Source organism: Paractinoplanes pyxinae, assembly GCF_026626335.1.
GTDB lineage: Bacteria > Actinomycetota > Actinomycetes > Mycobacteriales > Micromonosporaceae > Actinoplanes > Actinoplanes pyxinae.
This window is the reverse complement of sequence record NZ_JAPNTZ010000013.1, coordinates 253793-277311: the sequence shown is the minus strand read 5'-3', so window position 1 is coordinate 277311 and position 23519 is coordinate 253793. Positions and strand designations below refer to the sequence as shown.

Below are 23519 nucleotides of genomic sequence, written 5' to 3'. Positions count from 1 at the left end.
GCTTGAGGTGTTTGCTAGTGCAGCTGTCCGGTCTCATTCCCGCCGCTCTGCGCGACCGTGGGCTCGCGCGCGCCCGCGATCTCGCGCGTCAGGGCTTTGCCGAGTCCGACGCGCTCGACCTCACCGCGCCCGCCTCGCTGCGGCCCTTCGTCGTGGCCGCCGTGGCCGGTGCGGCCGACTTCGGCGGCGCCGGCAAGCCGGTGCTCGCGGTCACCGCCACCAGCCGCGAGGCGGACGACCTGGCCGACGCGCTGGGCTGCCTGATCAGCCCGTCCCGGGTGGCCGTCTTCCCCTCGTGGGAAACGCTGCCCCACGAGCGCCTGTCCCCCCGCTCCGACACGGTGGGCCGGCGGCTGGCCGTGCTGCGCCGGCTGGCCCATCCTGCGGCCGGCGAAGAGCTCCAGGTCGTCGTGGCTCCTGTCCGCTCGGTGCTGCAGCCGCAGCTCAAGGGCCTGGGCGACCTCGAACCGGTCGAGCTGACGGCCGGCGGCGAGGCCGAGCTGGAAGAGGTCGCGCGGCGGCTGTCCGACATGGCGTACGCCCGGGTCGACCTGGTCACCAAGCGCGGCGAGTTCGCCGTCCGGGGCGGCATCCTCGACGTCTTCCCGCCCACCGACGAGCACCCGTCCCGGGTCGAGTTCTGGGGCGACGAGGTGGAAGAGATCCGCACGTTCGCCGTGGCCGACCAGCGGACGATCGACCCGGTCGACCGACTGTGGGCGCCGCCCTGCCGCGAACTGCTGCTGACCCCTTCCGTACGCGCGAAGGCCGCGGCTCTGGCCGGGGAACACCCCGAGATCGCCGAGATCCTCGACAAGCTGGCCGAGGGCATCCCGGTCGAGGGCATGGAATCGCTGGCCCCGGCGCTGCTCGACGGCACCGACAGCATGGAGTTGCTGATCGACACCATGCCGGCCGGCACCCACGTGCTGCTGTGCGACCCCGAGCGCATCCGCACCCGCGCGCACGACCTCACCCGCACGTCCGACGAGTTCCTCGAAGCGTCCTGGGCGGCCGCCGCGGTCGGCGGCCAGGCCCCCATCGACGTCGGCGCCGCCGCCTTCAAGACCCTGGCCGACGTCCGGTCGCACGCCGCGACGCTGAAGCAGCCGTGGTGGACGGTCTCGCCGTTCGGCCTCGCCGCCTCGGACGAGCCCGCGCCGGACGACCAGCCGTGGCTCGAGGCGCCGGCCGTCGAGGTCAGCCCCGACCTCGGTGACGCGGTGGCGCTGGCCGCCCAGCCGGTGCCGCTCTACCACGGCGACACGGCCAAGCTCGCCGCCGACCTGCACGACTGGGCCGCCTCGGGCTGGGCCATCGCGCTGGTCTTCGAGGGGCACGGCACCGCCCAGCGGGCCACCGAGGTGCTGCGTGACGCCGGCCTCGGCGTCACCCCGGTCGACTCCATCGAGTCCGCCCCCGAGGCCGGCCAGCTGCTGGTCACCTGCGGCGGGCTCAACCACGGCTTCGTCGACGCGGGCTCGCAGCTCGCCGTCATCACGGGCAACGACATCACCGGCGGCCGCGGCGCATCCACGAAGGACATGCGCAAGATGCCGTCGCGGCGGCGCAACACCATCGACCCGCTCGAGCTCAAGCCGGGCGACTTCGTGGTGCACGAGCAGCACGGCATCGGCCGCTACGTCGAGCTCGTGCAGCGTACGGTCAATGGGGCCGACCGCGAATACATCGTGCTCGAATACGCGGCGTCCAAGCGGGGTCAACCCGGCGACCGGCTGTACGTCCCCACCGACCAGCTCGACCAGCTCTCCCGCTACGTCGGCGGCGAGTCGCCCGCGCTGCACAAGATGGGCGGGGCCGACTGGCAGAAGAGCAAGGCCCGCGCCCGCAAGGCCGTGCGCGAGATCGCGGCCCAGCTCATCCAGCTCTACGCGGCCCGCCAGGCCAGCCAGGGCCACTCGTTCGGCCCCGACACGCCGTGGCAGCGCGAGCTGGAGGACGCGTTCCCCTACCAAGAGACGCCCGACCAACTGGCCGCCATCTCCGAGGTCAAGCACGACATGGAACTGTCGGTGCCGATGGACAGGCTGATCTGCGGCGACGTCGGCTACGGCAAGACCGAGATCGCCGTGCGGGCCGCGTTCAAGGCGGTGCAGGACGGCAAGCAGGTCGCCGTGCTGGTGCCGACCACCCTGCTGGCCCAGCAGCACTTCAACACCTTCACCGACCGGATGGGCCAGTTCCCCATCACGATCAAGCAGCTGTCCCGCTTCCAGACCCCGTCCGAGGCCAAGCGCACGCTGGAGCAGGCGGGCGACGGCACGGCCGACATCGTGATCGGCACCCACCGGCTGCTGGCCAGCTCGACCCGGTTCAAGAACCTCGGCCTGATCATCGTGGACGAGGAGCAGCGGTTCGGCGTCGAGCACAAAGAACAGCTCAAGGCGTTGCGGGCGTCGGTTGATGTCCTGACCATGTCGGCCACCCCGATTCCTCGTACGCTGGAAATGGCCATCACCGGCATCCGCGAGATGTCGACCATCGCCACCCCGCCCGAGGAACGCCACCCGGTGCTCACCTTCGTCGGCGCGCAGGACGACAAGCAGGTGGCCGCGGCCATCCACCGCGAGCTGCTGCGCGACGGCCAGGTGTTCTATCTGCACAACCGGGTCGAGTCGATCGACAAGGCGGCCCGCAAGCTGCGCGAGCTCGTGCCCGAGGCGCGGGTCGCGGTGGCGCACGGCCAGATGAGCGAGGAACAGCTCGAAAAGGTCATGGTCGGCTTCTGGGAGAAGGAGTTCGACGTCCTGGTCTGCACCACGATCGTCGAGTCCGGCATCGACATCCCGAACGCCAACACGCTGATCGTCGAGCGGGCCGACCTGCTCGGCCTGGCCCAGCTGCACCAGATCCGGGGCCGGGTCGGCCGCGGGCGCGAACGTGCGTACGCGTACTTCCTGTATCCCCGCGAGAAGCCGCTCACCGAGCAGGCCCACGAGCGGCTGGCCACCATCGCCCAGCACACCGAGCTCGGCGCCGGCATGTACGTGGCCATGAAAGACCTCGAGATCCGCGGCGCCGGCAACCTGCTCGGCGGCGAGCAGTCCGGCCACATCGAGGGCGTCGGCTTCGACCTGTACGTGCGCATGGTCGGCGAGGCCGTGCAGGCGTTCAAGGGCGAGCGCCCGGAAGAGGAGCCCGAGGTCAAGATCGACCTGCCGGTCGACGCGCACCTGCCGGTCGACTACATCTCGGTCGAGCGGCTGCGCCTCGAGATGTACCGCAAGCTGGCCGAGGCCCGCGACAACGCGAAACTCGACGAGGTCGTGGCCGAGATGACCGACCGCTACGGCGAGCCGCCGGCCCAGGTGGCCAACCTGATCGCGGTGGCCCGCTTCCGCCAGGTGGCCCGGGCCTACGGCCTGACCGACGTGTCGATGCAGGGCAAGCACATCCGGTTCAGCCCGCTGCCCCTGCCCGACTCGAAGCAGCTGCGGCTCAAGCGCTACCACCCCGACTCGGTCTACAAGCACGCCACCGACCAGGTCAGCGTGCCCCGGCCCAGCACCCGCCGCCTCGGCGGCGAGCCGCTGCGCGACCAGGCCCTGCTCGAGTGGTGCGCCCAGCTGCTCAAAGATGTTCTGGGTGAGATCCCGGCGCCGGCTCCGGCCGGGGTCGGGTGATCTCGCTCATACCCGACGTGAGAGAGTCAGTGCCATGCGCCGTGCTCGCCGATTCGCATCCATCGCCGTCGTTGCGTCTCTCGGGCTGGGCGGGCTCACCGCCTGCCGGTCCGAGCCGTCCGTGGCCGCCTACGTGGGCGACGACATCCGGATCACCGAGGCCCGCGTGCAAGAGGTCTGGGACGACGCCTCCACCGCCGTGCGCGAGGCGGCGGCCGACCAGCCCGACCCGGCCGCGGCCATGACGGCCATGCCGATCACCCGGGCCGACATCGTGCGCACGCTGGTCAGCCACGACGTGCTGGGCGAGGTGGCGAAGCGCGAATCCGTGCCGGCCCCGGCCGAGCTGCCGCTGGGCGACTACGCCACCCAGCTCAAGCTGCCGCAGACCGCCGAGTACGTGCGCCTCTACGCCGAGTCCGACGCGCTGATCCGGGCGCTGCGCACCAAGGTGCAGTCGAGCGCGGGCGCGCCCAGCGACGACGTGCTGCGCGAGGTGTTCGACGTGCTCGTCCAGGCCCAAGAGGTGCCCGGCGGCACGACGTTCGAGCAGTTCAAGACCCAGCTGCCGGCCGAGAACCTGGCCCTGGTGAAGACGGCCGCCGCGGTGCGCACCGAGGTCGCCGAGACCACCGACGCCATGAAGATCACGGTGAACCCGCGGTACCAGCCGCTCGGCATCCCGGTGCTCGAGTTCCAGACGCAGGACGGCGCGCTCAAGCCGCTGGTGAACGTGCCGCTCGGCGAGGCCCCCGGCAACAACCCGGTGACCAACATCTCTTAGTCCGCCTCTGTGGATAACCCCGCGCCGTCGCCTTGACAAGCGATAGCGTTCGCCCACCTCTTCTTTCCTTCTTCCTTCTTCCTTCCCTGGGTGGGCGGGGGAGGCGGTGGCACACCGGCTGGCAGAGTTGCGTTCATGACCGCTCGGATCGTTCTGCTCGTCACGTCGCCCCGCCTGCCCGCGGGCCTGCTCACCGCCGCCGCCTGGGACGCCCTGCGGGCGTACCCGGTGTTCGCCGCCGGCGATTCCGACCAGGCCGAGGCCCTGCGCCGCAGCGGTGTGCCGGTCACGGTGATCGCGAGCGACCCGGAACTGCTTCTGGCCGAGCTGAGCAAGAACGGCGAGGCCGTCGTGTGGCTGGCCGGGCCGACCGGCGACGAGAGCTTCGCCCGCACCCTCGGCCTGCGACTGGCTCGCGAGCCCGGCCTGGCCGAGCTCGAGCTCATGTACGGCTCGTGGGATCCGCCGGGCGCGCGGCTGCTCGACGCCGTCGCGGTCATGGACCGGCTGCTCTCGCCCGGCGGCGACCCGTGGAAGAGGGCCCAGAGCCACCGCAGTCTCGCGCCCTACCTGCTCGAGGAGAGCTACGAGGCCTACGACGCAATCGAGTCCGACGACACCGACGCCCTGCGCGAAGAGCTGGGCGACGTGCTGCTGCAGATCGTGCTGCACGCGCGGCTGGCCGAGGAACTGCCCGACGACGAGGCCTGGAACGTCGACGACGTGGCGGGCGGGCTGGTCGACAAGATGGTGCGCCGCAACCCGCACGTCTTCGCGGGCGCCCAGGTCGCCGACATCGAAGAGATCACCGACAACTGGGACCGCATCAAAAAGGCCGAGAAATCCCGCCACTCGGCGCTCGACGGCATCGCGTTGAGTCAACCGGCTCTGGCTCTCGCGGCCAAAATTCTTTCCCGTACGCGAAGAGCCGGCGTGGACGTGCCGTTGCCCACCTCGGACGACCTCGGCTCCCGGCTGCTGCGGATCGTCGCCGAGGGCCAGGATGCCGAGGGGGAGCTTCGCCGTGCGGCCCTGCGGTACGCCGAGGACGTCCGAGCGGCGGAGCGGAAAAATGTCGGTGGGGCCGAGTAACTTTCACGGCATGCCGGAGTTCGTACCGCTCGCCGAGAAGATCGTCGACGCCATCCTCGAGAGCTCGCCCGGGCTGGCCACCTACGCCGGTGACCACCGGTTCGACGATCGCCTGCCCGACCTGTCGCCCGGCGCGGTCCAGGCCCGCCAGGCCATGCTGCGCGACGCGACAGACGCGCTGAGCGGTGTCGACGCCGAGGCGCTGCCGCCGGAAGAGCAGGTCGACCACGGCATCCTCAGCGCGATGGCCGAGCGGGGCCTGTTCGAGCTGAGCGACGTTCGCGAGCACGAGTGGAACCCGCTCGACCACAACCCCGGCCCGTTGCTGCACGCCTTGATGGCCCGCTCGTTCGCCCCCGCCGACGAGCGTCTGACCAGCCTGGCCGGCCGCCTGACGGCCCTTCCCGACGCGCTGGCCACCGCCCGGGCCGTCCTGCGTGACGTGCCCCGCATCCACGCCGAGACGGCGATCGGCCAGTTCGCCGGCACGGCCGCGCTCATCCGCGACGAGCTGCCCGCCCTGCTCGAGCAGGCGCCCGCCCTGCGCTCCACGGTCGAGCCGGCCTCGGCGGCCGCCCTCAACGCGCTCACCGAGTTCGACGGCTGGCTCCGCGCCCTGGTCGAGAGCGGCGATCCCGGCCGCGACCCGCGCCTGGGCCGCCGTCTGTGGGAGGCGCGGCTGTGGCACACGCTCGACACCGAACTCCCCGCGGCCGAGGTGCTGTCCCGCGCCCGGGCCAACCTCGAAAGCGTCGGCCAGCGCCTGCGTGAGGCCGCGGCCGAGCTCACCGGCGGCCCCGCCACCGACGAGACGGTCCGCCGCGCGCTCGACACGCTCGGCGCCCAGCACCCCTCGAACGACACCATCGTCGAGCTGGCCCGCGCCACGATGGACGAGGCGACCGAGTTCGTCCGCAAGAACGACGTCGTCACCCTGCTCGACGACCCGTGCGTCATCGAAGAGATGCCCGAGTTCGCCCGCGGCGTCGCCGTGGCCTACTGCGACCCGCCGGGCCCGCTCGAGACGGCCGACCTGCCCACGTTCTACTGCATCGCGCCCACCCCGTCCGACTGGTCGGCCGAGCGGGTGGCGTCGTTCTACCGCGAGTACAACGACCACATGCTGCGCGACCTCACCGTCCACGAGGCGATGCCCGGCCACTTCCTGCAGATCGCCCACAGCCGCCGCTTCCGCGCGGCCACCCGGGTGCGGGCGCTGGGCTGGTCCGGGCCGTTCGTCGAGGGCTGGGCCGTGTACGCCGAAGAGGCCATGGCCGACCTCGGCTTCGGCGGTCTGCCCGTCCGCCTGCAACAGCTGAAGATGCAGCTGCGCATGAGCATCAACGCCATCATCGACCAGCTCGTCCACTGCGAAGACATGCCCGAGGCCGAGGCGATGGCCCTGATGACCGGCCCCGGCTTCCAGGAAGACGGCGAGGCCGCCGGCAAGTGGCGCCGCGCCCTGCTGACGTCCACCCAGCTCTCCACGTACTTCGTCGGCTACACCGAGGTCGCCGCCATCGCCGCCGCCCGCCCCTTCGGCGCCACCCCCAAGGCCTGGCACGACGCCATGCTCGCCCACGGCTCCCCACCCCCACGCCACCTACGCACCCTCCTCGGCGTCTGACCCACTGACCCGCGCACGCGTCGTCGCGTCTGGCGATGGTGAGGGCAGGAGTTGTTCGCTGAGAGGCCTTCGTGGCTTAGCACGCCGGCGGTGCTGATCGCCGCGGTGGAGCGGGCGTGCGGGGCAGCGGTGGTCGGCAGCCGGGACGTGCACGGCGGGATGTCGCCCGGCCCGGCCGCGATTCTGCGACTGGGAGACGGGCGGCGAGTCTTCGTCAAAGCCGTGTCCCGCGAAGTCAGCGAGCCGTCGCACGGGTTCTACCGGCGTGAGGTGGTGGCTCTGGCGGCGCTGCCGGCCGGGACTCCGGCGCCCGATCTGCTGGCCTCGGTCGAGGTGGGCGACTGGTGTGCGCTGGTGATGTCCGTCGCCGAGGGAGTTCCGGCCGGGCCGCCCTGGACCGACGACGGAGTGCGCCTGGTTACTGCGGCTTGCGAGGTGATCGCTTCCCTTCGGGCCCCGTCCGTGCTTCCGCCGATCGGGCGCCTGCTCACCGACCTCGACGGCTGGAACCGGCTCGCGGCCGGCAATCCCACGCCGCCCCGCGACCGTGACGGCTTGGATCGGCGCGCCGGCATTGATGTCGCGCCCCACGAGCGTGGTGGTGGACGGTGGCTCGGCGGCGGCTTCGGGAGACTCGATGAGTGGGAACGGGAACACGTCGGGCGGCTGGCCGGGCTCGCGGCGGGGTGGCCGGAATGGACGGCTGGGCCCGCCCTCGTGCACCAGGATGTTCGGGCCGACAACGCGATCGTTGATGTCGGCGCAGAACAGGCTGTGCTGGTCGACTGGAGTTTCGGCTGTGCGGGGGCGCCCTGGCTCGACCGGGCTCGCCTCGCCGCCGATGTCGTGTGCGCCGGTCATCGGGATGGCCCAAAGGCCGCGCTGCGGGCGGCCACCGCGATCCTCGGAACCCTGCCCGACGGCGCCGCCCGTTTCGTGGTCGCGCTGGCCGGCATGTGGCGCTACCGGTCCACCCTGCCTGCCCCGCCCGGCCACCCCACCCTGCGCACCTGGCAACGCGAGCGAGCCCGCCTCATCCGCCCGCTTCTGGAGACCCTGATCTGACTACCCGTCCAGGGCAGCGTTGGCTACGGCCCTGTTCAGTCGGGCGCGGCGGCGAAAAGTGGGGCTACTTGGCCGACTTGTCGACCAGGGAAGCGCCCGTCGGCACCAGGAAGGCGTTGGGCGGGACCGTCTCCGAGTACGACGTCAGGGCCTGGTCGATGCGCTCGCCGTCGATGGTGGCGGTGAAGCTGGCCAGCACGCCCTCGTTGGTCACGCATACGTCGAACGCGCGGGCCGTGCCGCCGAGCACCTTCAGGCAGGTGGCGTGACGCCCGGTGATCGTCGTGTCGTGCTGCTCGGTTTCGACGGCCGGGTCGAGCGCGGCCGAGGCCAGCATCGCCTGCACGGCCTCGGGCGAGATGAGAGGCGCCTCGTCCAGGGCCGCCGCCGCGGCCGGGTCGGCCGCGACCGACGTGCAGGAACGGCCCGCGCAGCGGATCGTCACCGTGGTCGTCGTGATCAGGCGGCCGCCCGGATAGACGTACGCCGCCCGGGCCGGCTTCTGGGCCCGGCTCACCGTGGCCGTCTCGCCCCCGGCCACCTGGTATTTCGCCGTGTACGTGAGCCCGGCCCCGGCGGCCAGCTGGTCGGCCGTCTCACTGACCAGGTTCTCGCGGGTCAGCGGGGCCGCGCTGGCCTCGTCGAGGTCGCCGCAGCCCGAGGTGCCGAGCAGCATCGCGCCCGCGACGGCGAGGCCGGCGAGTGTCAGGCGCGAAACGGAAGGCACGCCTGACACCTAAGCCCATGGGCGCAACTTGCAGCAAATGAGATTCCGTCTCAGCTCGGGCGGGAGCGGGCCTTCAGCTGCTGCGAGAAGATGTACCGCCGGATGATCCGGGCCTGGTGCTCGTCGGCCGCCGTGAACACCGCGACCAGCTCGACGATCAGCGGCCCGCGGCGGGGGATCTGCTGGCGCACCGAGCTCACCTTGACCGCCCGGGCCGGGAACTCGACGATCTCCTCACCCACCTGCATACGCAGAGTGATCTCGTCGCCGCTCGTCACCTCGACGTCGGTGAAGTGGGCCCGCACCGCGCCCTCGCTGAGGTCGTGGATCGTCCCCTCGGCGGCGGCCTGACCAGGCAGAATCAGCACAATTGCCTCGCCGCCGCCCCCGCGCACGTAGTCGCGGCTCTGCTCGATCGCGGGCTCGCCGGCCAGCGTCACCCGCACCCGGTTCTCGTCGATCCCGGCCACGTTGCCGGTGACGGCGTACCGGCCCCGGGGCGCGGCGGCCCAGCGCAGCGTCACCTCGGCGTCGGCCGGGGGCAGGTCGTCCAGGGCCAGCGACAGCGTGATCATCGCGGCCGTGGCCTGCACGACTCGGACGTCTGACAGCGTTTCGCCGGAGGCCGCATGCGAGGTCATCTCGACGTACGACCCGTCGGCGGGAAGCATGGGTGTGCTCATAGTGACGGGGAGATCGGCAGCCACCGGCCTGTCCTGAGGCAACGCGCGGGTCCGGTTGAGGAGAAGTTCACCGGCCGCGCGTACGACCGACATGGCGGGTCGATACGCTCAGTGTCGTGGTCGGCCGCAGGGTCGCGGTCGGTGAACTGCAGCCTCAAGAAGAGTGAACTGCATCCTGAACAGAGGGAGCGACACGACACATGGCCACCATCGAAGCGATCGTCGCCCGCGAGATTCTCGACTCCCGGGGCAACCCGACCGTCGAGGTCGAGGTCGGGCTGGACGACGGCACGGTCGGCCGCGCCGCGGTACCGTCGGGCGCCTCCACCGGCGCCTTCGAGGCGATCGAGCTGCGTGACGGCGACAAGGGCCGCTACCTGGGCAAGGGCGTCGAGAACGCCGTCGCCAACGTGGAAGACAAGATCGCCGACGAGCTCGTCGGATACGAGGCCAGCGAGCAGCGCCTGATCGACCAGAAGATGCTCGACCTGGACGGCACGGCCGACAAGAGCGAGCTGGGCGCCAACGCCATCCTCGGGGTCTCCCTCGCGGTGGCCAAGGCGGCCGCGCTGAGCGCCGAGCTGCCGCTGTTCCGCTACGTCGGTGGCCCCAACGCCGCCGTGCTGCCGGTGCCGATGATGAACATCCTCAACGGTGGCGCCCACGCCGACTCGAACGTCGACGTGCAGGAATTCATGATCGCGCCGATCGGCGCCCCGACCTTCCGCGAGGCCCTGCGCACCGGCGCCGAGGTCTACCACGCGCTCAAGTCGGTGCTGAAGAAGAAGGGCCTCTCGACCGGCCTGGGCGACGAGGGCGGCTTCGCCCCCAGCCTGCCGTCGAACGCGAGCGCCCTCGACCTGATCGCCGAGGCCGTGTCGGCCGCCGGCTTCACCCTGGGCAGCGACATCGTGCTGGCCATGGACGTCGCGGCGACCGAGTTCCACAAGGACGGCTCGTACGTCTTCGAGGGCACCCCGAAGTCGACCGACGAGATGATCGCGTACTACGCCAAGCTGGCCGCCGACTACCCGATCGTCTCGATCGAGGACCCGCTGTCGGAGGAGGACTGGGCCGGCTGGAGCGCGATGACGGCCGAGCTGGGCGACAAGATCCAGATCGTCGGCGACGACCTGTTCGTCACCAACCCGACCCGCATCGGCCGCGGCATCGCCGAGAGCGCGGCCAACGCCGTGCTGGTCAAGGTGAACCAGATCGGCTCGCTGACCGAGACGCTGGACGCCGTCGACCTGGCCCACCGGGCCGGCTTCAAGACGATGATGAGCCACCGTTCCGGCGAGACCGAGGACACCACGATCGCCGACCTGGCCGTCGCGGTCGGCAGCGGCCAGATCAAGACCGGCGCCCCGGCCCGCTCCGACCGGGTCGCGAAGTACAACCAGCTCCTGCGCATCGAGGAGCAGCTGGAGAGCGCGGCCCGGTACGCCGGTGCGGGCGCTTTCCCGCGTTACCGCACGGCGTGACGAACGCCCGCTAATCATGGAGTTGTGGCGCCCGCGGAAACGGGCATAGGTTTCCAGCGGGCGCCACAGCACCTGACGGAGGGGTAAAGGTGACACAGCGACGAGCACCGAGCGGTCAGGGCCCCGCCCGCCGCCCTGGTTCGTCGCGCACGCGCACCACCGGCTCGGTCCGCACCACCGGCGCCGTCCGCAAGACGAGCAAGGCGGCCAAGGCGGCCCGGCCGACGCGCATCACCGGCCCGGTCGAGCGCAAACGGCGTACCGCCACCACGGCCCGCACGGCGACCAAGCGCACCGCCGCCCCGCGGCCCAGGGCGCTGACCGGCCGCGCGATGGTCCTGATCGTCGTCTTCGTCGCGCTCGCCCTGGCGTACACGTATCCGCTCCGGGTCTATCTCGCGCAAGAGTCGCAGCTGGCCCAGCTCGAGGCCGAGCAGGCCGAGGAGCGTCAGCTCATCGCGCAGAAGTCGCAAGAGCTGCAGAAGTGGAAAGACCCGGAATACCTGCGGGCCCAGGCCCGCGAGCGGCTTTTCTACGTGCGCGACGGCGAGGTGCCACTGGTCGTGCGCAACGACCCGGCCGGCGCGGCCGCCGAGGCCGGGCAGAAACAGCCGGCGGGCGCACCCGACCGCTGGTACGACACGCTGTGGAGCAGCGTCCGAGCCGCCGACGCGGAGTCCCCGAACTAGTGAGTGAAGAACCAACCGAGGCCGACCTCGACATCGTGGAGGCCCAGCTGGGTCGCCGCCCGCGCGGCACCCGAGCCGTCGCCCACCGCTGCCCCTGCGGCAACCCCGATGTGGTCGAGACGTCGCCTCGCCTCGACGACGGCACCCCGTTCCCCACGCTGTACTACCTGACCTGCCCGCATGCCACCGCCGCGTGCAGCCGGCTGGAGTCGGCCGGCGTCATGCGCGAGATGCAGGAGCGCCTGTCCACCGATCCCGAGCTGGCCGCCCGGTACGAGAAGGCCACCGAGGACTATCTGTCCCGGCGCAAGGCGATCGACGACGTGCCCGAGATCGCGCACGTGGCCGCCGGCGGCATGCCCGATCGAGTGAAATGTCTGCATGTCCACCTCGGGCACGCGCTCGCTGTGGGCCGGGGCGTGAATCCTTTCGGGGACGAGGTCCGCGACGCGGTGGAGCCGTGGTGGGCCGATGGCCCCTGCGTGAGAAGAGCCGAATAAGTGGAGATCCGCCGCGCCCGCACCACCGACGTCCGGGCCATCCGGGCCCTGGTGGACGAGTACACGGGCGACCGCCGGCTGCTGAGCAAGGCGACGGTCACCCTGTACGAGTCGGTGCAGGAGTTCTGGGTGGCCGTCGACGACCGGGACAAGGTTCTCGGCTGCGGCGCCCTGCACGTGATGTGGGAAGACCTGGCCGAGATCCGCACGGTCGCGGTCGACCCGGCCTGCCGCGGGCAGAAGATCGGGCACCGCATCGTCGACCGCCTCATCGACGTGGCCCGCGAGCTGGGCGTGGCCCGGGTCTTCTGCCTGACCTTCGAGACCCGGTTCTTCGGCTCGTTCGGGTTCACCGAGATCGACGGCGCCCCGGTGCCGCACACGGTCTACGAGCAACTTCTGCGTTCGTACGACGAGGGTGTGGCCGAATTCCTCGACCTGGAACGGGTCAAGCCCAACACCCTGGGGAACACGAGAATGCTGCTGCACCTATGAGCCGGGTGGCCGGGATCGACTGCGGGACCAACTCGATCCGCCTGCTGATCGCCGACGTGGGGGACGGGAAGCTCACCGACGTCGCGCGCCGGATGGAGATCGTGCGCCTGGGGGAGGGCGTCGACCGCACGGGCCGCCTTTCCGCGGGCGCGATGGCCCGTACGCGGAAAGCTCTTGTGGGTTATGCCGCCGAGATCGCCGAGCTGGGTGTGACCAAGGTGCGCATGTGTGCCACGTCGGCCTCGCGCGACGCCGAGAACGCGCAGGAGTTCCGCGACATGGTCCGCGGCGTGCTCGGCGTCGATCCCGAGGTGATCAGCGGCAACGAGGAGGCGGCGCTGTCGTTCACCGGCGCCGTGGCCGGCCTCACCGCCGAGCGTCCCTACCTGGTGGTCGACATCGGCGGCGGCTCGACCGAGTTCGTCACCGGCTCGGCCGCGGTCGACCACGCCATCTCGATGGACATCGGCTGCGTCCGCATGACCGAGCGGCACTTCCCCAGCGATCCACCCACTCCGGCCGAGATCCACAATGCCGAGCGTGACATCACCGCCGCGGTCGACATCGCCCTGACCGCAGTCCCTGGCCGCGACGCCAAGACGCTGGTCGGCCTGGCCGGTTCGGTCACGACAGTCACGGCCTTGGCCAAACAACTTCCCGCGTACGACGCCACGCGCATCCACCACGCCCGGGTGAGCAGGGATGACGTGTCTCGAGTGACGTCCGAGCTGCTGGCCATGACCGTCGAGCAGCGCCGCGCGTTGCCGGTCATGCACCCCGGCCGGGCCGACGTGATCGCCGCCGGCGCGCTTATCCTGCGCACCATCATGGAGTGTTCCGGCTTCGACGAGCTGGTCGCCTCGGAGCACGACATCCTCGACGGCATCTGCTACAGCCTGGCCTGACGCTTTCACGCGGGAGGGCGGCGGTACCGCGCTCTTGACGGTATTTCGTATTGCGAAGTACTGTCCATCGCGTGGATACCACCCAGCTGCTCAAGGGTGTCCTGGACCTGGCCGTGCTCGCCGCCCTGCGCGACGGGGACGGCTACGGCTACGACATCCTCCGCCGCCTGCGGGCCGCCGGGCTCGACGAGGTCGGCGACGCCTCGGTCTACGGCACGCTGCGGCGCCTGTTCGCCGGCGGCTTCCTGAACACCTACGTGGTACCCAGCGACGAGGGCCCCCACCGCAAGTACTACGGCCTCAACGCCGCCGGCCACGCCGAGTTGCAGCGGTCGGGCAAAGTGTGGCAGGGCTTCGCATCCACCATGGACGATCTGCTTCGCGAGCGGGAGACGGCGTGAACTCCACGGCACAGGACGAGATATCCGAGTACGTCGAGCGGGTCCGCGCGGCGCTGGCCGACCTGCCCGAGGCCACCCGGGCCGAACTGCTCGAGGATCTGCCGGAACACCTGGCCGAGATCCGCGCGGAGGACACGGTCACCCTGACCGACCGGCTGGGCACTCCCGAGGCGTACGCGGCCGAGCTGCGCGCCACGGCGGCCGGCTTCGTCGGCGGCTTCCCCGACCCGCCCAAGCGTCGCTTCGAGCCGTTCCACACGGCCAGGGCCGACGTCATGCGGGTGCTCGGCACGGCCGACGTCCGGGTCGGTCCGGTGCTCGGCTATCCCAAGGCGAGCGACTTCCTCAAGCTGCTGCGCCCGGCCTGGTGGGTGCTGCGGGGCTACCTGGCCGCGATGGCCCTGGCCTACTTCCTCGACGCGCAGTCGTACCAGGTCGGCCTGCTGCCCCGCATCGGCAACAGCACCTTCATCGCGCTGGTGCTGCTGGTCGGCTTCATCCTCGTGTCGATCGCCTTCGGCCGGCGCCGGTTCGACCTGTCGCGCTGGCCGCGGCTCGCCCTCTACGGCGGCACGACGGTGCTGATCTTCGTGGCGATCGGCGGCTTCTTCAGCGCCGACAGCGACGTGCGCGACCCCGGGTACAGCGACGTCGGCTACTCCGGCGGCGGCGGTAACCCGTACGACTACATCCAGGACGTTTTCGTGTACGACAACCAGGGTCGCCTGGTGCCCGGGGCGCGTCTGTTCGACCAGGACGGCCAGCCGATCCAGATGGGCAACGCGTACTGCAACGACCCGGACACGGGCGAGGTCAGCCACAGCCGCAGCATGGGCTACCCCTTCTGCCCGGACGCGGCGCCCTTCGCCTCGCCCGCCCCCGAACCGAAGCCGACCGTCGAGCCTTCGTTCGTTGACGGCAACGAACCCTCGGAGGCGCCGGCGCCCGCGAGCGCGTCCCCCTCGAAGTAGGCGCAGACAAGGTCGTTACTGTTCCCCCGTCGACCGGCCCCACCCCTCGGCCGGCACTCGAGAGGAACAACTGTGACCAACCCGGTTGACCGTCCCGGTTTCCCGCTTGCCACCGACGTCCGCCCCGACATCGCGCCCCGGAAGAGCAGCGTCGGCAAGATCGTTCTCGGCATCGTCGTCGCCCTCGTGGTGGCCGTCGGCGTCTACGCGCTCTCCTCGATGCTCTTCGGGGGCAACGACGCGAGCGACGCCAAGGCCGGCGACTGCATCTCGTCCGACGAGGCTGTGAAGGACCAGGGCACCACCGAGACCGGCGCCGACGTCGTGGACTGCGGCTCGTCCGACGCCAAGTTCACCGTCGTCGCGCGGGTCGACGGCGAGGGCTCGACCGAGAGCAAGGCGTGCGACAAGTTCTTCCAGCCGGAGGAAGTCTTCTACGTCTTCGCCAACAGCGCGGGCGACGGCTACGTGCTGTGCCTGCGCCCCAAGGCCTGACGTGTTGTGCTGGCGGGGTGGCAATGACACGTACGCCCGAAGAGGTCTCCGTCGCGGCGGCGCGGGCCGCCTCACTCCCCGTGCTCGACGCCGGCATCGCGGACTGTTTCGCCTGCCCGCGTCTGGTCGCGTGGCGTGAGGAGGTCGCGCTCACCAAGCGTGCCGCCTTCCGCGACCAGCACTACTGGGGCCGCCCGGTGCCCGGCTTCGGCCCGGCCGACGCCGAGATCGCCATCCTCGGGCTGGCCCCGGCCGCGCACGGCGGCAATCGCACCGGCCGCATCTTCACCGGCGACCGCTCGGGCGACGTGCTGTTCGCCGCGCTGCACCGGGCCGGCCTGGCCAACCAGCCGACCAGCGTGTCGGCCGGCGACGGTCTGGCGTTGACCCACTTGCGCATCTTCGCCGCCGTCCGCTGCGCCCCGCCCGACAACAAGCCGCTGCCGTCCGAGCGCGACACGTGCGCGCCCTGGCTGCACCGCGAACTGGAATTGATCCGCCCGACCGTGCGCGTGGTGGTCGCGCTGGGCGCTTTCGCCTGGCAGGCCTGGTGGCCGGCGATGACCCACGTGTACGGGGTGAAGCCGCCCGTGCCGCGGCCGAAGTTCGGCCACGGACGGCTGATCAGCCAACCGGGTGTGCCCGATCTGCTCGGCTGCTTCCACGTCAGCCAGCAGAACACCTTCACCGGTAAGCTCACCCCGGCCATGCTCGACGACGTCTTCGCCGAGGCCAAGCGGCTGGCCCAGATCTAGGAAAGAAACGAAGCGATGGCTCTCGCAGTGGTGCGGCGGTGGTGGCCCCTGGCCGCCGTTCTCGTGCTGCTTTCCGGCACCGCCCTGGCCGCGACCCGGTCCGAGCCTCAGCTCGACCAGATCGCCCGTGACGAGACGCCTTCGCAGGCGCCCCTGCTGCCCACCACGAAACCGTCGTTCCAGTCGCCGCCGCCCCCGCCCGAGGCGGCGCAGGGCCTGCCGGACTGGATCGACACGGTGGCGCTGGTCGTGGTCGGCCTGATCGTGCTGGTCGTGGTCGGCCTGCTGATCTATTCGCTGGTGCGCGACCGTCGCCGGCGCTCCGGCAAGAACGACCGCCGCCGTCGCCGTGACAACCAGCCCCGTACGGCCGAGGAGCTGGTCGCCGCCCTCGACGCCGGCCTGGAAGAGCTCTCGGACACCGACCGCGACCCCCGCCGGGCCGTGATCGCCTGCTGGGTCCGCCTCGAACAGGCCGCGGCCGCGGCCGGCACGCCGCGCCACCCCGGCGACAGCCCGACCGACCTGGTCGGCCGCCTGCTGCGCGAGCAACAGGTCGACGCGCGGGTGCTGGCCGCCCTGCTCGAGGTCTACCGCCAGGCCCGCTACGCCACGCACACCGTCGACGACGAGATGCGCCGCCAGGCCCGCTCGGCCCTGGAAAGGCTGCGGGCCGACCTGGGCGCGGGGGTGAGCGCGTGAGCACCGGCGGCCTCGACGACCTGTTCGGCGGCCAGCGCGACGAGCTCCCGGTCGCCGACGAGCCCGCGCCGCCCCGCGAACGCTCGTGGGCGGGCTGGATCCTGCGCAACCTGCTGCTGGTCGGGCTGGCCACCGCCGTCGTGGTGGCGATCCTGCGCGCGGCCGACACCGAGATCTCGATCCTGTTCGTGGCGGCCGCCCTGCTCGGGCTGCGCCTGGTGCTGCTGGCCGTGGCCGAGGTCCGCCCGCCGCCCACGCCCAAGCGCTCCGACCGGCGGGGCGGCTCCGACGGCACCACCGGCACCGATTCCATGCGGGCGGCCGTCCGGCGATGGGAGCGCAGCCTCGAACGGGCGCAGGCCGACGACGAATCGTATGCGCGTAACGTTCTGCCGGTGCTGGCCGAGCTCAGCGACGAACGCCTGCGGCTGCGCCACGGCATCACCCGCGAGACCGACCCGCGGCGGGCCCGTGAGCTGCTCGGCGACCCGCTCTGGGCGGCGCTGCACGACCGGGGCCGGCCCCGGCTGAAGGCGCGCGATCTGGAGTCCTACGTGGACGTCCTGGAACGACTGTGAAAGGTGGCATGGTGACGGAGTCAGGCGTGCAGGCCCTCGGCGCGTACGAGGTGGGCCGGCTGGCCGGCGCGGTGCTCGATTCGGTGGGCAGCGTGGTGGTCGGCAAGCGCGACTCGCTCGAGCTGGTGCTGGCCGGCATCCTCGCGGGTGGCCACGTGCTGCTGGAAGACCTGCCCGGCCTGGGCAAGACGCTGACCGCGCGCTCGTTCGCGCAGGCGCTCGGCCTCGACTTCCGCCGCCTGCAGTTCACGCCCGACCTGCTGCCGGCCGACGTGACCGGCTCGTTCCTGTACGACCAGCGCAAGGGCGACTTCGCCTTCCGGGCCGGCCCGGTCTTCACCAACATGCTGCTGGCCGACGAGATCAACCGGACGCCGCCCAAGACCCAGTCGGCGCTGCTCGAGGCCATGCAAGAGAAGCAGGTCTCGGTCGAGGGCGTCACCTACCGCCTCGACCCGCCCTTCCACGTGCTGGCCACGGCCAACCCCATCGAGTACGAAGGCACGTACCCCCTGCCCGAGGCCCAGCTCGACCGGTTCATGCTCCGGGTCTCGTTCGGCTACCCGACGGCCGACGAGGAATGGGAGGTCCTGCAGCGCCGGATGAGCCGCCGCCAGGAAGAGACCTACCTGACCCCGGTGGTCGACGCGGCCACGCTGCAGTCGATGCAGGCCGCGCTCGAGGCCATCACGGTCGAGGACTCGATCGGCCGCTACATCGTCTCGCTCACCGCGGCCACCCGCGAGCACGCCTCGGTGCTGGTCGGCTCGTCCCCGCGTGGCTCGCTGGCCCTGCTGCTGCTGGCCCGGGCGCGGGCCGCGATGGCCGGGCGCGACTTCGTGGTCCCCGAGGACGTGAAAGACGTGGCCGGTCCCGCGCTGGCCCACCGCATCACGCTGCGGCCCGAGATGTGGCTGCGCCGGGTCGACCCGTCCTTCGTGGTCGACGAGGTGCTGCAGGCCACCCCGGCCCCGGCCAGCGGCGCCCTGCCCACGTACGCGACCGGTCACCCCACGGCGTGACCGTGCCCGAGCCGCTGCTGCGCCGCGCCGTGCCCCCGGCCGGCTCGGCCGAGGGAAACGGCGGCCCGGCGTGGGCGCCGACCCGCGCGCTGGGCCGGGCCGTGCTGCTCACCGGCCTGCTGCTGGTGCTCGGGGTCGCGCTCGGCCGGGTCGATCTGGTGCTGCTGGCCGCGCCCTTCGCGATCGGGGCGGCGGTGCATCTGCGCCGGATGCCCCGGGCCACGCCCGAGCTCGCCATCGACGCCGACGAGGAACTGCTGGTCGAGGGCGGCCAGGTCAGCGCCTCGGTCACCGTCACCAACCCCGACCGCATCCCGTACGACCTGGTCGTCGTGCGCACCCGGGCTTCACGCTGGCTGAAGCTGGAGCAGGCCGACCGGCCCTTCGCGCTCACTGTGGCGGCCGACGGCTGGGCCGCGGTCGACCTGGCCGGCGACGCGCTGCGCTGGGGGCGGCAAGATGTCGGCCCGGCCGCGGCCCGGGTCGCCGCCTGCGGTGGCCTGCTCGCCTGCCGCCCGGTGCTCACCCCGGCCCACGGCGTGCGGGTCTACCCGGTGACCGACCCGTTCAACGCGATCGAGGCCATGCCGGCCGCCGCCGGCCTGGTCGGGGCCCACCGCTCCCGGCGCATGGGGGAGGGCGGCGAGCTGGCCGGCGTCCGGCCCTTCGCGCCCGGCGACCGGTTACGCCGCATCGACTGGCGGGTCTCTCTGCGTACGCGGGACCTGCACGTCGCCTCCACGCTGTCCGACCGCGACGCCGAGGTGGTGCTGCTGCTCGACGTGCTGGGCGAGGTCGGCCTCTCGGGCGGGGTCGGGGGCAGCGCCTCGGTGCTCGACACCACCGTCCGGGCCGCGGCCGCCATCGCCGAGCACTACCTGCAGCGCGGCGACCGGGTGTCGCTGCTCGAGTTCGGCGCCTCGGCCCGCCGCCTGCGCCCGGCCACCGGCCGCCGGCAGTACCTGACCGTGCTCGAGTGGCTGCTCGACGTGCGGGCCGACCCGATGGAGCACGAGCACGACTTCGGCGCCCACCACGTGTCGTCGGACGCCCTGGTCATGGTGCTCACCCCGCTGATCGACCCCCGCTCGGCCGACATGCTCGCCTCGCTGGCCCAGTTCGGCCGGTACGTGGTGGCGGTGGACACGCTCCCGGCCGGCGCGGCGCCCGAGGTGCGCGGCCCGTGGACGCCGCTGGCCACCCGGTTGTGGCAGCTCGAGCGGGGCAACGTGCTGGGCCGGCTGCGCGAGCACGGCGTCCCGGTGGTCGGCTGGGCCGGCGCGGGCAGCCTCGACCTGGTGCTGCGCGACGTCTCCCGCCTGGCCTCGGCCCCGAGGGGGCGCTGATGTTCGCGATGATCACCCGCCGGGCCGGGAACGCGCGGCAGGCGTTGACCCGGGCCACCGCGCTGCCGTTCCTGGTGCGCTGTGCGATCGGCGTCTGCGGGATAGTCGCGATGTCGGTGGCCTGGCCGATCGAGCTGTTCGGCACGCAGTACTCGGTGCCGCTGGTGGCGGTCGCTCTCTACCCGGCCTTCGCTCCCCGGGGGCGCGGCGCCACCTTCGCCGCGCTGACCGTGATCGCCGGATGGGTGCTCGACACGGCCTTCCGCGACTCGCCGGTTGAGCTGTGGCGGGTGCTGGCCATCGCGTCCGCGCTCTACCTGGGGCATTCGCTCACGGCTCTCGCGGCCGTCCTGCCGTACGACGCGGTGGTCAACATCGACGTGCCGGGGCTCTGGATCGCCCGCGCGCTGGCCGTGATCCTCGTCTCGGCCGTGCTGACGGTGCTCGTTCTGGCCCTCAGCGCGCAGCTCGCAGGGGGCCCTTTCCTGGTGGCCACCCTCGTCGGATTGGCTGGTGCCGCCGCCGCCACGCTGCTCATAGCACGGCTTGTTCATAGACCGTGAAATGTCCCCGTAATTAGTGTGTCACAGCACTTGACAAAACGACTTGGCGTATATCACACCAGGAGGCGCGGGACGCCGTAACGCGCGAGAATGCGAGAGTGAATCCGCAGCGCATCGTCGTCGTCGGTGCAGGGCACGTCGGTCTTTACGCCGCCCTGCGCCTGTCGAAGAAGCTCAACCGGCGCCGGGCCGAGGTCGTCGTCATCGACCCGCAGCCGCACATGACGTACCAGCCGTTCCTCCCCGAGGCGGCGGCCGGCAACATCTCCCCGCGGCACAGCGTCGTGCCGCTCCGCCGCGAGCTCAAGAAGTGTCGCGTGGTGGCCGGTGAGGTCACCAAGGTGGAGCACGCACGCAAGACGGTGACCATCCAGCCCATCGAGGGCCCGGCCACCGAGATGAGCTACGACCACATCATCGTGGCCCCGGGCTCGGTCTCGCGTACGCTGCCGATCCCCGGCCTGAGCGAGCGCGGCATCGGCCTCAAGACCATCGGTGAGGCCATCTACCTGCGTAACCACATCCTCGACCAGCTCGACGTCGCGGCCGTCACGCCCGACCCCGAGGTGCGTGCCGCGGCCCTGACGTTCGTGTTCGTCGGCGGCGGCTTCGCGGGCATCGAAGCCCTGGCCGAGATGGAGGACGTCGTCCGCGACGCCCTGAAGTACTACCCCGAGCTGGACAAGAACGAGATCAAGTTCATCCTGGTCGAGGCGACCAACCGGATCCTGCCCGAGGTCGGGCCCAAGATGGGCGCGTACGCCGCACGGGAGCTCGACAAGCGCGGCATCTCGCTGCGTCTCGACACGTTCCTCAACTCGTGCGTCGACGGCGAGATCGTCCTCTCCGACGGCGACAAGTTCCGGGCCGAGACCCTGGTCTGGACGGCCGGCGTCAAGCCGTCGCCCATGCTCGACCAGACCGACCTGCCGCGCGGCCCCAAGGGCCACGTCAACTGCCTGCCCACCCTGCAGGTGGCCGACAGCGACGGCAACGTGCTCGACGGCGCGTGGAGCGCCGGCGACAGCGCCCAGGTGCCCGACCTGACCAACCCCGGTGGCTGGTGCTCGCCGAGCGCCCAGCACGCGGTGCGGCAGGCCCGGGTGCTGGCCGACAACATCCGGCAGGTCATCCTGGGCGGCGAGCCCAAGGAGTACAAGCACAAGTACATCGGCAGCGTGGCCGGCCTCGGCCTGGGCAAGGGTGTCGCGCACGTCTACGGCATCAAGGTCAAGGGCTGGCCCGCGTGGTTCATGCACCGCTCGTACCACGTGAGCCACATCCCGTCCTTCCACCGCAAGGCCCGGGTGGTCGCCGACTGGACGCTGGCCATGCTGTTCCAGCGCGAGACGGTGGCCCTCAACCAGCTGCACGCCCCGCGTGAGGACTTCACCGAGGTGACCCCGCCGGTGCCGGCCCAGCCCGGCCGGGACAAGGTCGGTGCCGGGTCACGCTGAGACGGCCCCGGGCTTATAAGGTGTCCTGGGAGCGTTGCCGCGTACGGTAACGCCCCAGGCCCGCCCGGGTGGTGGAACGGCAGACACGGCCGCCTTAAAAGCGGCTGCCTCACGCAGGCGTGCGGGTTCGAGACCCGCCCCGGGCACTTGTCCTGTTACGGCCCCCGTTTCGCTTCGACAGTCTTACATTCAGCCTGTTCACAGCATTCCGAGGCTTTCTTGATCAGCCGCACCCCGTACGCTGGTAGGGCACGTCAACGTGCCTCAACCTCAAAGGGAGGCTGGACACAGTGAAGACTTCCAACCCGGTGCTCTCGCGCCTCGGCCAGGCGGCCGAGCGGGAGCGTACGGCCGGGTACGGGGCCTACGGTCCCGCCGGTGCCGCCCCGGGTTACGGTCAGCCGTATCCCGGCGCGTCGGATTACCCCGCCGCTCCGCCCGCCGTCCGGCCCATGACGGTCGACGACGTCGTCGTCAAGACGGTCACCCTGCTCGGCATCACCGGCGTCTCGGCCGTGGTCGCCTGGAACGTGATCCCCGCCTCGGCCACCAGCGTCGCCTGGATCGGCGCCGCGGTCATCGGCCTGGTCCTGGGCCTGGTCATCTCGTTCATGCGGGTCGCCAACCCCGCCCTGATCGTCGCCTACGCGGTGGTCGAGGGCGTCTTCGTGGGCATGGCGTCCAAGGTCTTCACGGTGATCGCCGGCTATCAGGGCGTCGTGCTCCAGGCGGTGGTCGCCACCTTCGGCGTCTTCTTCCTGACGGCGTTCCTCTACAAGGCCAAGGTCATCCGAGCCACGCCGAAGTTCCAGCGCGGCATGATCATCGTGATGGGCGGCCTGTTCGCGGTCATCCTGATCAACCTGGTGCTGGCGCTGTTCGGCTTCAACACCGGCCTGCGTGACAACGGCCCGCTCGGCTACATCTTCAGCATCGTCTGCATCGTGGTGGCCGCGCTCAGCTTCATCCTCAGCTTCAACGAGGTCGAAGAGGGCGTCCGCATGGGCCTGCCCCAGCGCTACTCCTGGGTGGCCGCGTTCGGCATCCTGGTCAGCCTGGTCTGGCTCTACATCGAGATCCTGCGCCTGCTCAGCTTCCTGCAAGGCGGCGACGACTAGCAGCGCCTGACGTTCAGCGCCCGGGCCACCGCGAGGTGGTCCGGGCGCTGCTCTCTACGCTGGTGACCGTGACCGATTTCGCGACGTCCATCGACCGCCTGCTCAACCAGGTGCGCTACTGGGAACAGCCGCGCTGGCAGGTCGACGGCCGCAACGACCGGACGTACGCGCTGGTGCAGCTGCTGGCCGACCTGGGCGCCGACGCCGAGGGGCACCCGCGCCGGCCCGTGCCCCGCGAGCACGACATGATCCTGCCCGACCAGCTGCGGGTGATGGCCGACGATCTGCTCGCGGCCGGCCCGTCCGACGCGGCGCTCGACGAGGCGGCCGCCGCCGTCGACGACCTGCGCCACAACCTCGACCGCAGGTAGCCCGCCGCCCTTCCCCGCCTGGCGCCGGCTGGGGAAAAATGACTC

General features: G+C 71.4%; 24 protein-coding genes and 1 tRNA gene. 23 read left to right on the top strand and 2 right to left on the bottom strand.

Annotated elements, in window-relative coordinates; genetic code table 11:
• Positions 1-17: 17 nt before the first annotated feature.
• From mfd to OWR29_RS33800, 5 genes are all read left to right on the top strand, one after another.
• Positions 18-3644, top strand: a complete 3627-nt coding sequence (gene mfd, locus OWR29_RS33820) for a transcription-repair coupling factor (protein ID WP_267567445.1) — start codon at positions 18-20, stop codon at positions 3642-3644.
• Positions 3645-3678: 34 nt separating this feature from the next.
• Positions 3679-4428 carry a hypothetical protein gene (locus tag OWR29_RS33815; protein ID WP_267567444.1) on the top strand — a complete coding sequence of 250 codons (750 nt, stop codon included), beginning with the start codon at positions 3679-3681 and terminating at the stop codon, positions 4426-4428.
• A 135-nt stretch (positions 4429-4563) separates the two neighbouring features.
• A complete protein-coding gene (locus tag OWR29_RS33810; RefSeq protein ID WP_267567443.1) occupies positions 4564-5520 on the top strand; it encodes a nucleoside triphosphate pyrophosphohydrolase in 957 nt (318 codons plus the stop codon).
• Positions 5521-5530: 10 nt separating this feature from the next.
• Complete coding sequence (locus OWR29_RS33805) at positions 5531-7147, top strand: DUF885 domain-containing protein (RefSeq protein ID WP_267567442.1); 1617 nt, start codon at positions 5531-5533, stop codon at positions 7145-7147.
• Between the two features lie 90 nt (positions 7148-7237).
• Positions 7238-8212, top strand: coding sequence for a phosphotransferase family protein (locus OWR29_RS33800; protein ID WP_267567441.1), 975 nt, complete (start codon positions 7238-7240; stop codon positions 8210-8212).
• Between the two features lie 64 nt (positions 8213-8276).
• Here the strand turns inward: OWR29_RS33800 and OWR29_RS33795 are convergent, their stop codons facing one another.
• Both OWR29_RS33795 and OWR29_RS33790 read right to left on the bottom strand, forming a co-directional pair.
• Positions 8277-8939 (bottom strand): hypothetical protein, encoded by a 663-nt coding sequence (locus OWR29_RS33795; protein WP_267567440.1) that lies wholly within the window; start codon positions 8937-8939, stop codon positions 8277-8279.
• Positions 8940-8989: 50 nt separating this feature from the next.
• Positions 8990-9646: a PilZ domain-containing protein gene (locus OWR29_RS33790; RefSeq protein ID WP_267567439.1), complete on the bottom strand. Its 657-nt coding sequence runs from the start codon at positions 9644-9646 to the stop codon at positions 8990-8992.
• Between the two features lie 176 nt (positions 9647-9822).
• Here OWR29_RS33790 and eno point away from each other — a divergent pair, with 176 nt between their 5' ends.
• The 18 genes from eno (at position 9823) to OWR29_RS33700 (ending at position 23474) form a co-directional block, all read left to right on the top strand.
• The gene (gene eno, locus OWR29_RS33785) at positions 9823-11106 is read left to right on the top strand and encodes a phosphopyruvate hydratase (RefSeq protein ID WP_267567438.1); all 1284 of its coding nucleotides are present in this window, start codon (positions 9823-9825) and stop codon (positions 11104-11106) included.
• An 89-nt stretch (positions 11107-11195) separates the two neighbouring features.
• Complete coding sequence (locus tag OWR29_RS33780; RefSeq protein WP_267567437.1) at positions 11196-11795, top strand: FtsB family cell division protein; 600 nt, start codon at positions 11196-11198, stop codon at positions 11793-11795.
• The gene (locus OWR29_RS33775; protein WP_267567436.1) at positions 11795-12295 is read left to right on the top strand and encodes a DUF501 domain-containing protein; all 501 of its coding nucleotides are present in this window, start codon (positions 11795-11797) and stop codon (positions 12293-12295) included. The genes OWR29_RS33780 and OWR29_RS33775 overlap by 1 nt, the downstream gene beginning before the upstream one ends.
• The gene (locus OWR29_RS33770) at positions 12296-12790 is read left to right on the top strand and encodes an amino-acid N-acetyltransferase (RefSeq protein WP_267567435.1); all 495 of its coding nucleotides are present in this window, start codon (positions 12296-12298) and stop codon (positions 12788-12790) included.
• Positions 12791-12795: 5 nt separating this feature from the next.
• Entirely contained in the window at positions 12796-13695 is a 900-nt protein-coding gene (locus OWR29_RS33765) for a Ppx/GppA phosphatase family protein (protein WP_324291287.1), read from the top strand.
• Between the two features lie 71 nt (positions 13696-13766).
• Complete coding sequence (locus OWR29_RS33760) at positions 13767-14096, top strand: PadR family transcriptional regulator (protein WP_221376724.1); 330 nt, start codon at positions 13767-13769, stop codon at positions 14094-14096.
• Positions 14093-15067 (top strand): HAAS signaling domain-containing protein, encoded by a 975-nt coding sequence (locus OWR29_RS33755; protein WP_267567433.1) that lies wholly within the window; start codon positions 14093-14095, stop codon positions 15065-15067. Before OWR29_RS33760 ends, OWR29_RS33755 begins: the two co-directional genes overlap by 4 nt.
• A gap of 72 nt (positions 15068-15139) precedes the next feature.
• The gene (locus tag OWR29_RS33750; protein ID WP_267567432.1) at positions 15140-15562 is read left to right on the top strand and encodes an LppU/SCO3897 family protein; all 423 of its coding nucleotides are present in this window, start codon (positions 15140-15142) and stop codon (positions 15560-15562) included.
• Between the two features lie 23 nt (positions 15563-15585).
• Positions 15586-16317, top strand: a complete 732-nt coding sequence (locus OWR29_RS33745) for a uracil-DNA glycosylase (protein ID WP_267567431.1) — start codon at positions 15586-15588, stop codon at positions 16315-16317.
• A gap of 15 nt (positions 16318-16332) precedes the next feature.
• Positions 16333-17019 carry a DUF4129 domain-containing protein gene (locus tag OWR29_RS33740; protein WP_267567430.1) on the top strand — a complete coding sequence of 229 codons (687 nt, stop codon included), beginning with the start codon at positions 16333-16335 and terminating at the stop codon, positions 17017-17019.
• The gene (locus tag OWR29_RS33735; protein WP_267567429.1) at positions 17016-17597 is read left to right on the top strand and encodes a hypothetical protein; all 582 of its coding nucleotides are present in this window, start codon (positions 17016-17018) and stop codon (positions 17595-17597) included. The genes OWR29_RS33740 and OWR29_RS33735 overlap by 4 nt, the downstream gene beginning before the upstream one ends.
• Positions 17598-17608: 11 nt before the next feature.
• On the top strand, positions 17609-18619 hold the full coding sequence (locus OWR29_RS33730; protein ID WP_267567428.1) for an AAA family ATPase: 1011 nt from the start codon (positions 17609-17611) through the stop codon (positions 18617-18619).
• A 14-nt stretch (positions 18620-18633) separates the two neighbouring features.
• On the top strand, positions 18634-19965 hold the full coding sequence (locus OWR29_RS33725) for a DUF58 domain-containing protein (protein ID WP_267567478.1): 1332 nt from the start codon (positions 18634-18636) through the stop codon (positions 19963-19965).
• Complete coding sequence (locus OWR29_RS33720; RefSeq protein ID WP_267567427.1) at positions 19965-20528, top strand: hypothetical protein; 564 nt, start codon at positions 19965-19967, stop codon at positions 20526-20528. The genes OWR29_RS33725 and OWR29_RS33720 overlap by 1 nt, the downstream gene beginning before the upstream one ends.
• A gap of 98 nt (positions 20529-20626) precedes the next feature.
• A complete protein-coding gene (locus OWR29_RS33715; RefSeq protein ID WP_267567426.1) occupies positions 20627-21985 on the top strand; it encodes an NAD(P)/FAD-dependent oxidoreductase in 1359 nt (452 codons plus the stop codon).
• A gap of 62 nt (positions 21986-22047) precedes the next feature.
• A tRNA-Leu gene (locus OWR29_RS33710) sits at positions 22048-22131 on the top strand.
• Positions 22132-22275: 144 nt separating this feature from the next.
• Positions 22276-23103 carry a Bax inhibitor-1/YccA family protein gene (locus OWR29_RS33705; RefSeq protein WP_267567425.1) on the top strand — a complete coding sequence of 276 codons (828 nt, stop codon included), beginning with the start codon at positions 22276-22278 and terminating at the stop codon, positions 23101-23103.
• Positions 23104-23171: 68 nt separating this feature from the next.
• Complete coding sequence (locus OWR29_RS33700) at positions 23172-23474, top strand: hypothetical protein (RefSeq protein ID WP_267567424.1); 303 nt, start codon at positions 23172-23174, stop codon at positions 23472-23474.
• The last annotated feature ends 45 nt before the right edge of the window (positions 23475-23519 follow it).

Excerpts from the sequence above, each read along its gene's own strand:
- OWR29_RS33815 (WP_267567444.1), top strand. The coding sequence starts at position 3,679 with ATGCGCCGTGCTCGCCGATTCGCATCCATCGCCGTCGTTGCGTCTCTC.
- OWR29_RS33720 (WP_267567427.1), top strand. The coding sequence starts at position 19,965 with ATGTTCGCGATGATCACCCGCCGGGCCGGGAACGCGCGGCAGGCGTTG.
- OWR29_RS33805 (WP_267567442.1), top strand. The coding sequence starts at position 5,531 with ATGCCGGAGTTCGTACCGCTCGCCGAGAAGATCGTCGACGCCATCCTC.
- OWR29_RS33745 (WP_267567431.1), top strand. The coding sequence starts at position 15,586 with ATGACACGTACGCCCGAAGAGGTCTCCGTCGCGGCGGCGCGGGCCGCC.
- eno (WP_267567438.1), top strand. The coding sequence starts at position 9,823 with ATGGCCACCATCGAAGCGATCGTCGCCCGCGAGATTCTCGACTCCCGG.
- OWR29_RS33740 (WP_267567430.1), top strand. The coding sequence starts at position 16,333 with ATGGCTCTCGCAGTGGTGCGGCGGTGGTGGCCCCTGGCCGCCGTTCTC.
- OWR29_RS33810 (WP_267567443.1), top strand. The coding sequence starts at position 4,564 with ATGACCGCTCGGATCGTTCTGCTCGTCACGTCGCCCCGCCTGCCCGCG.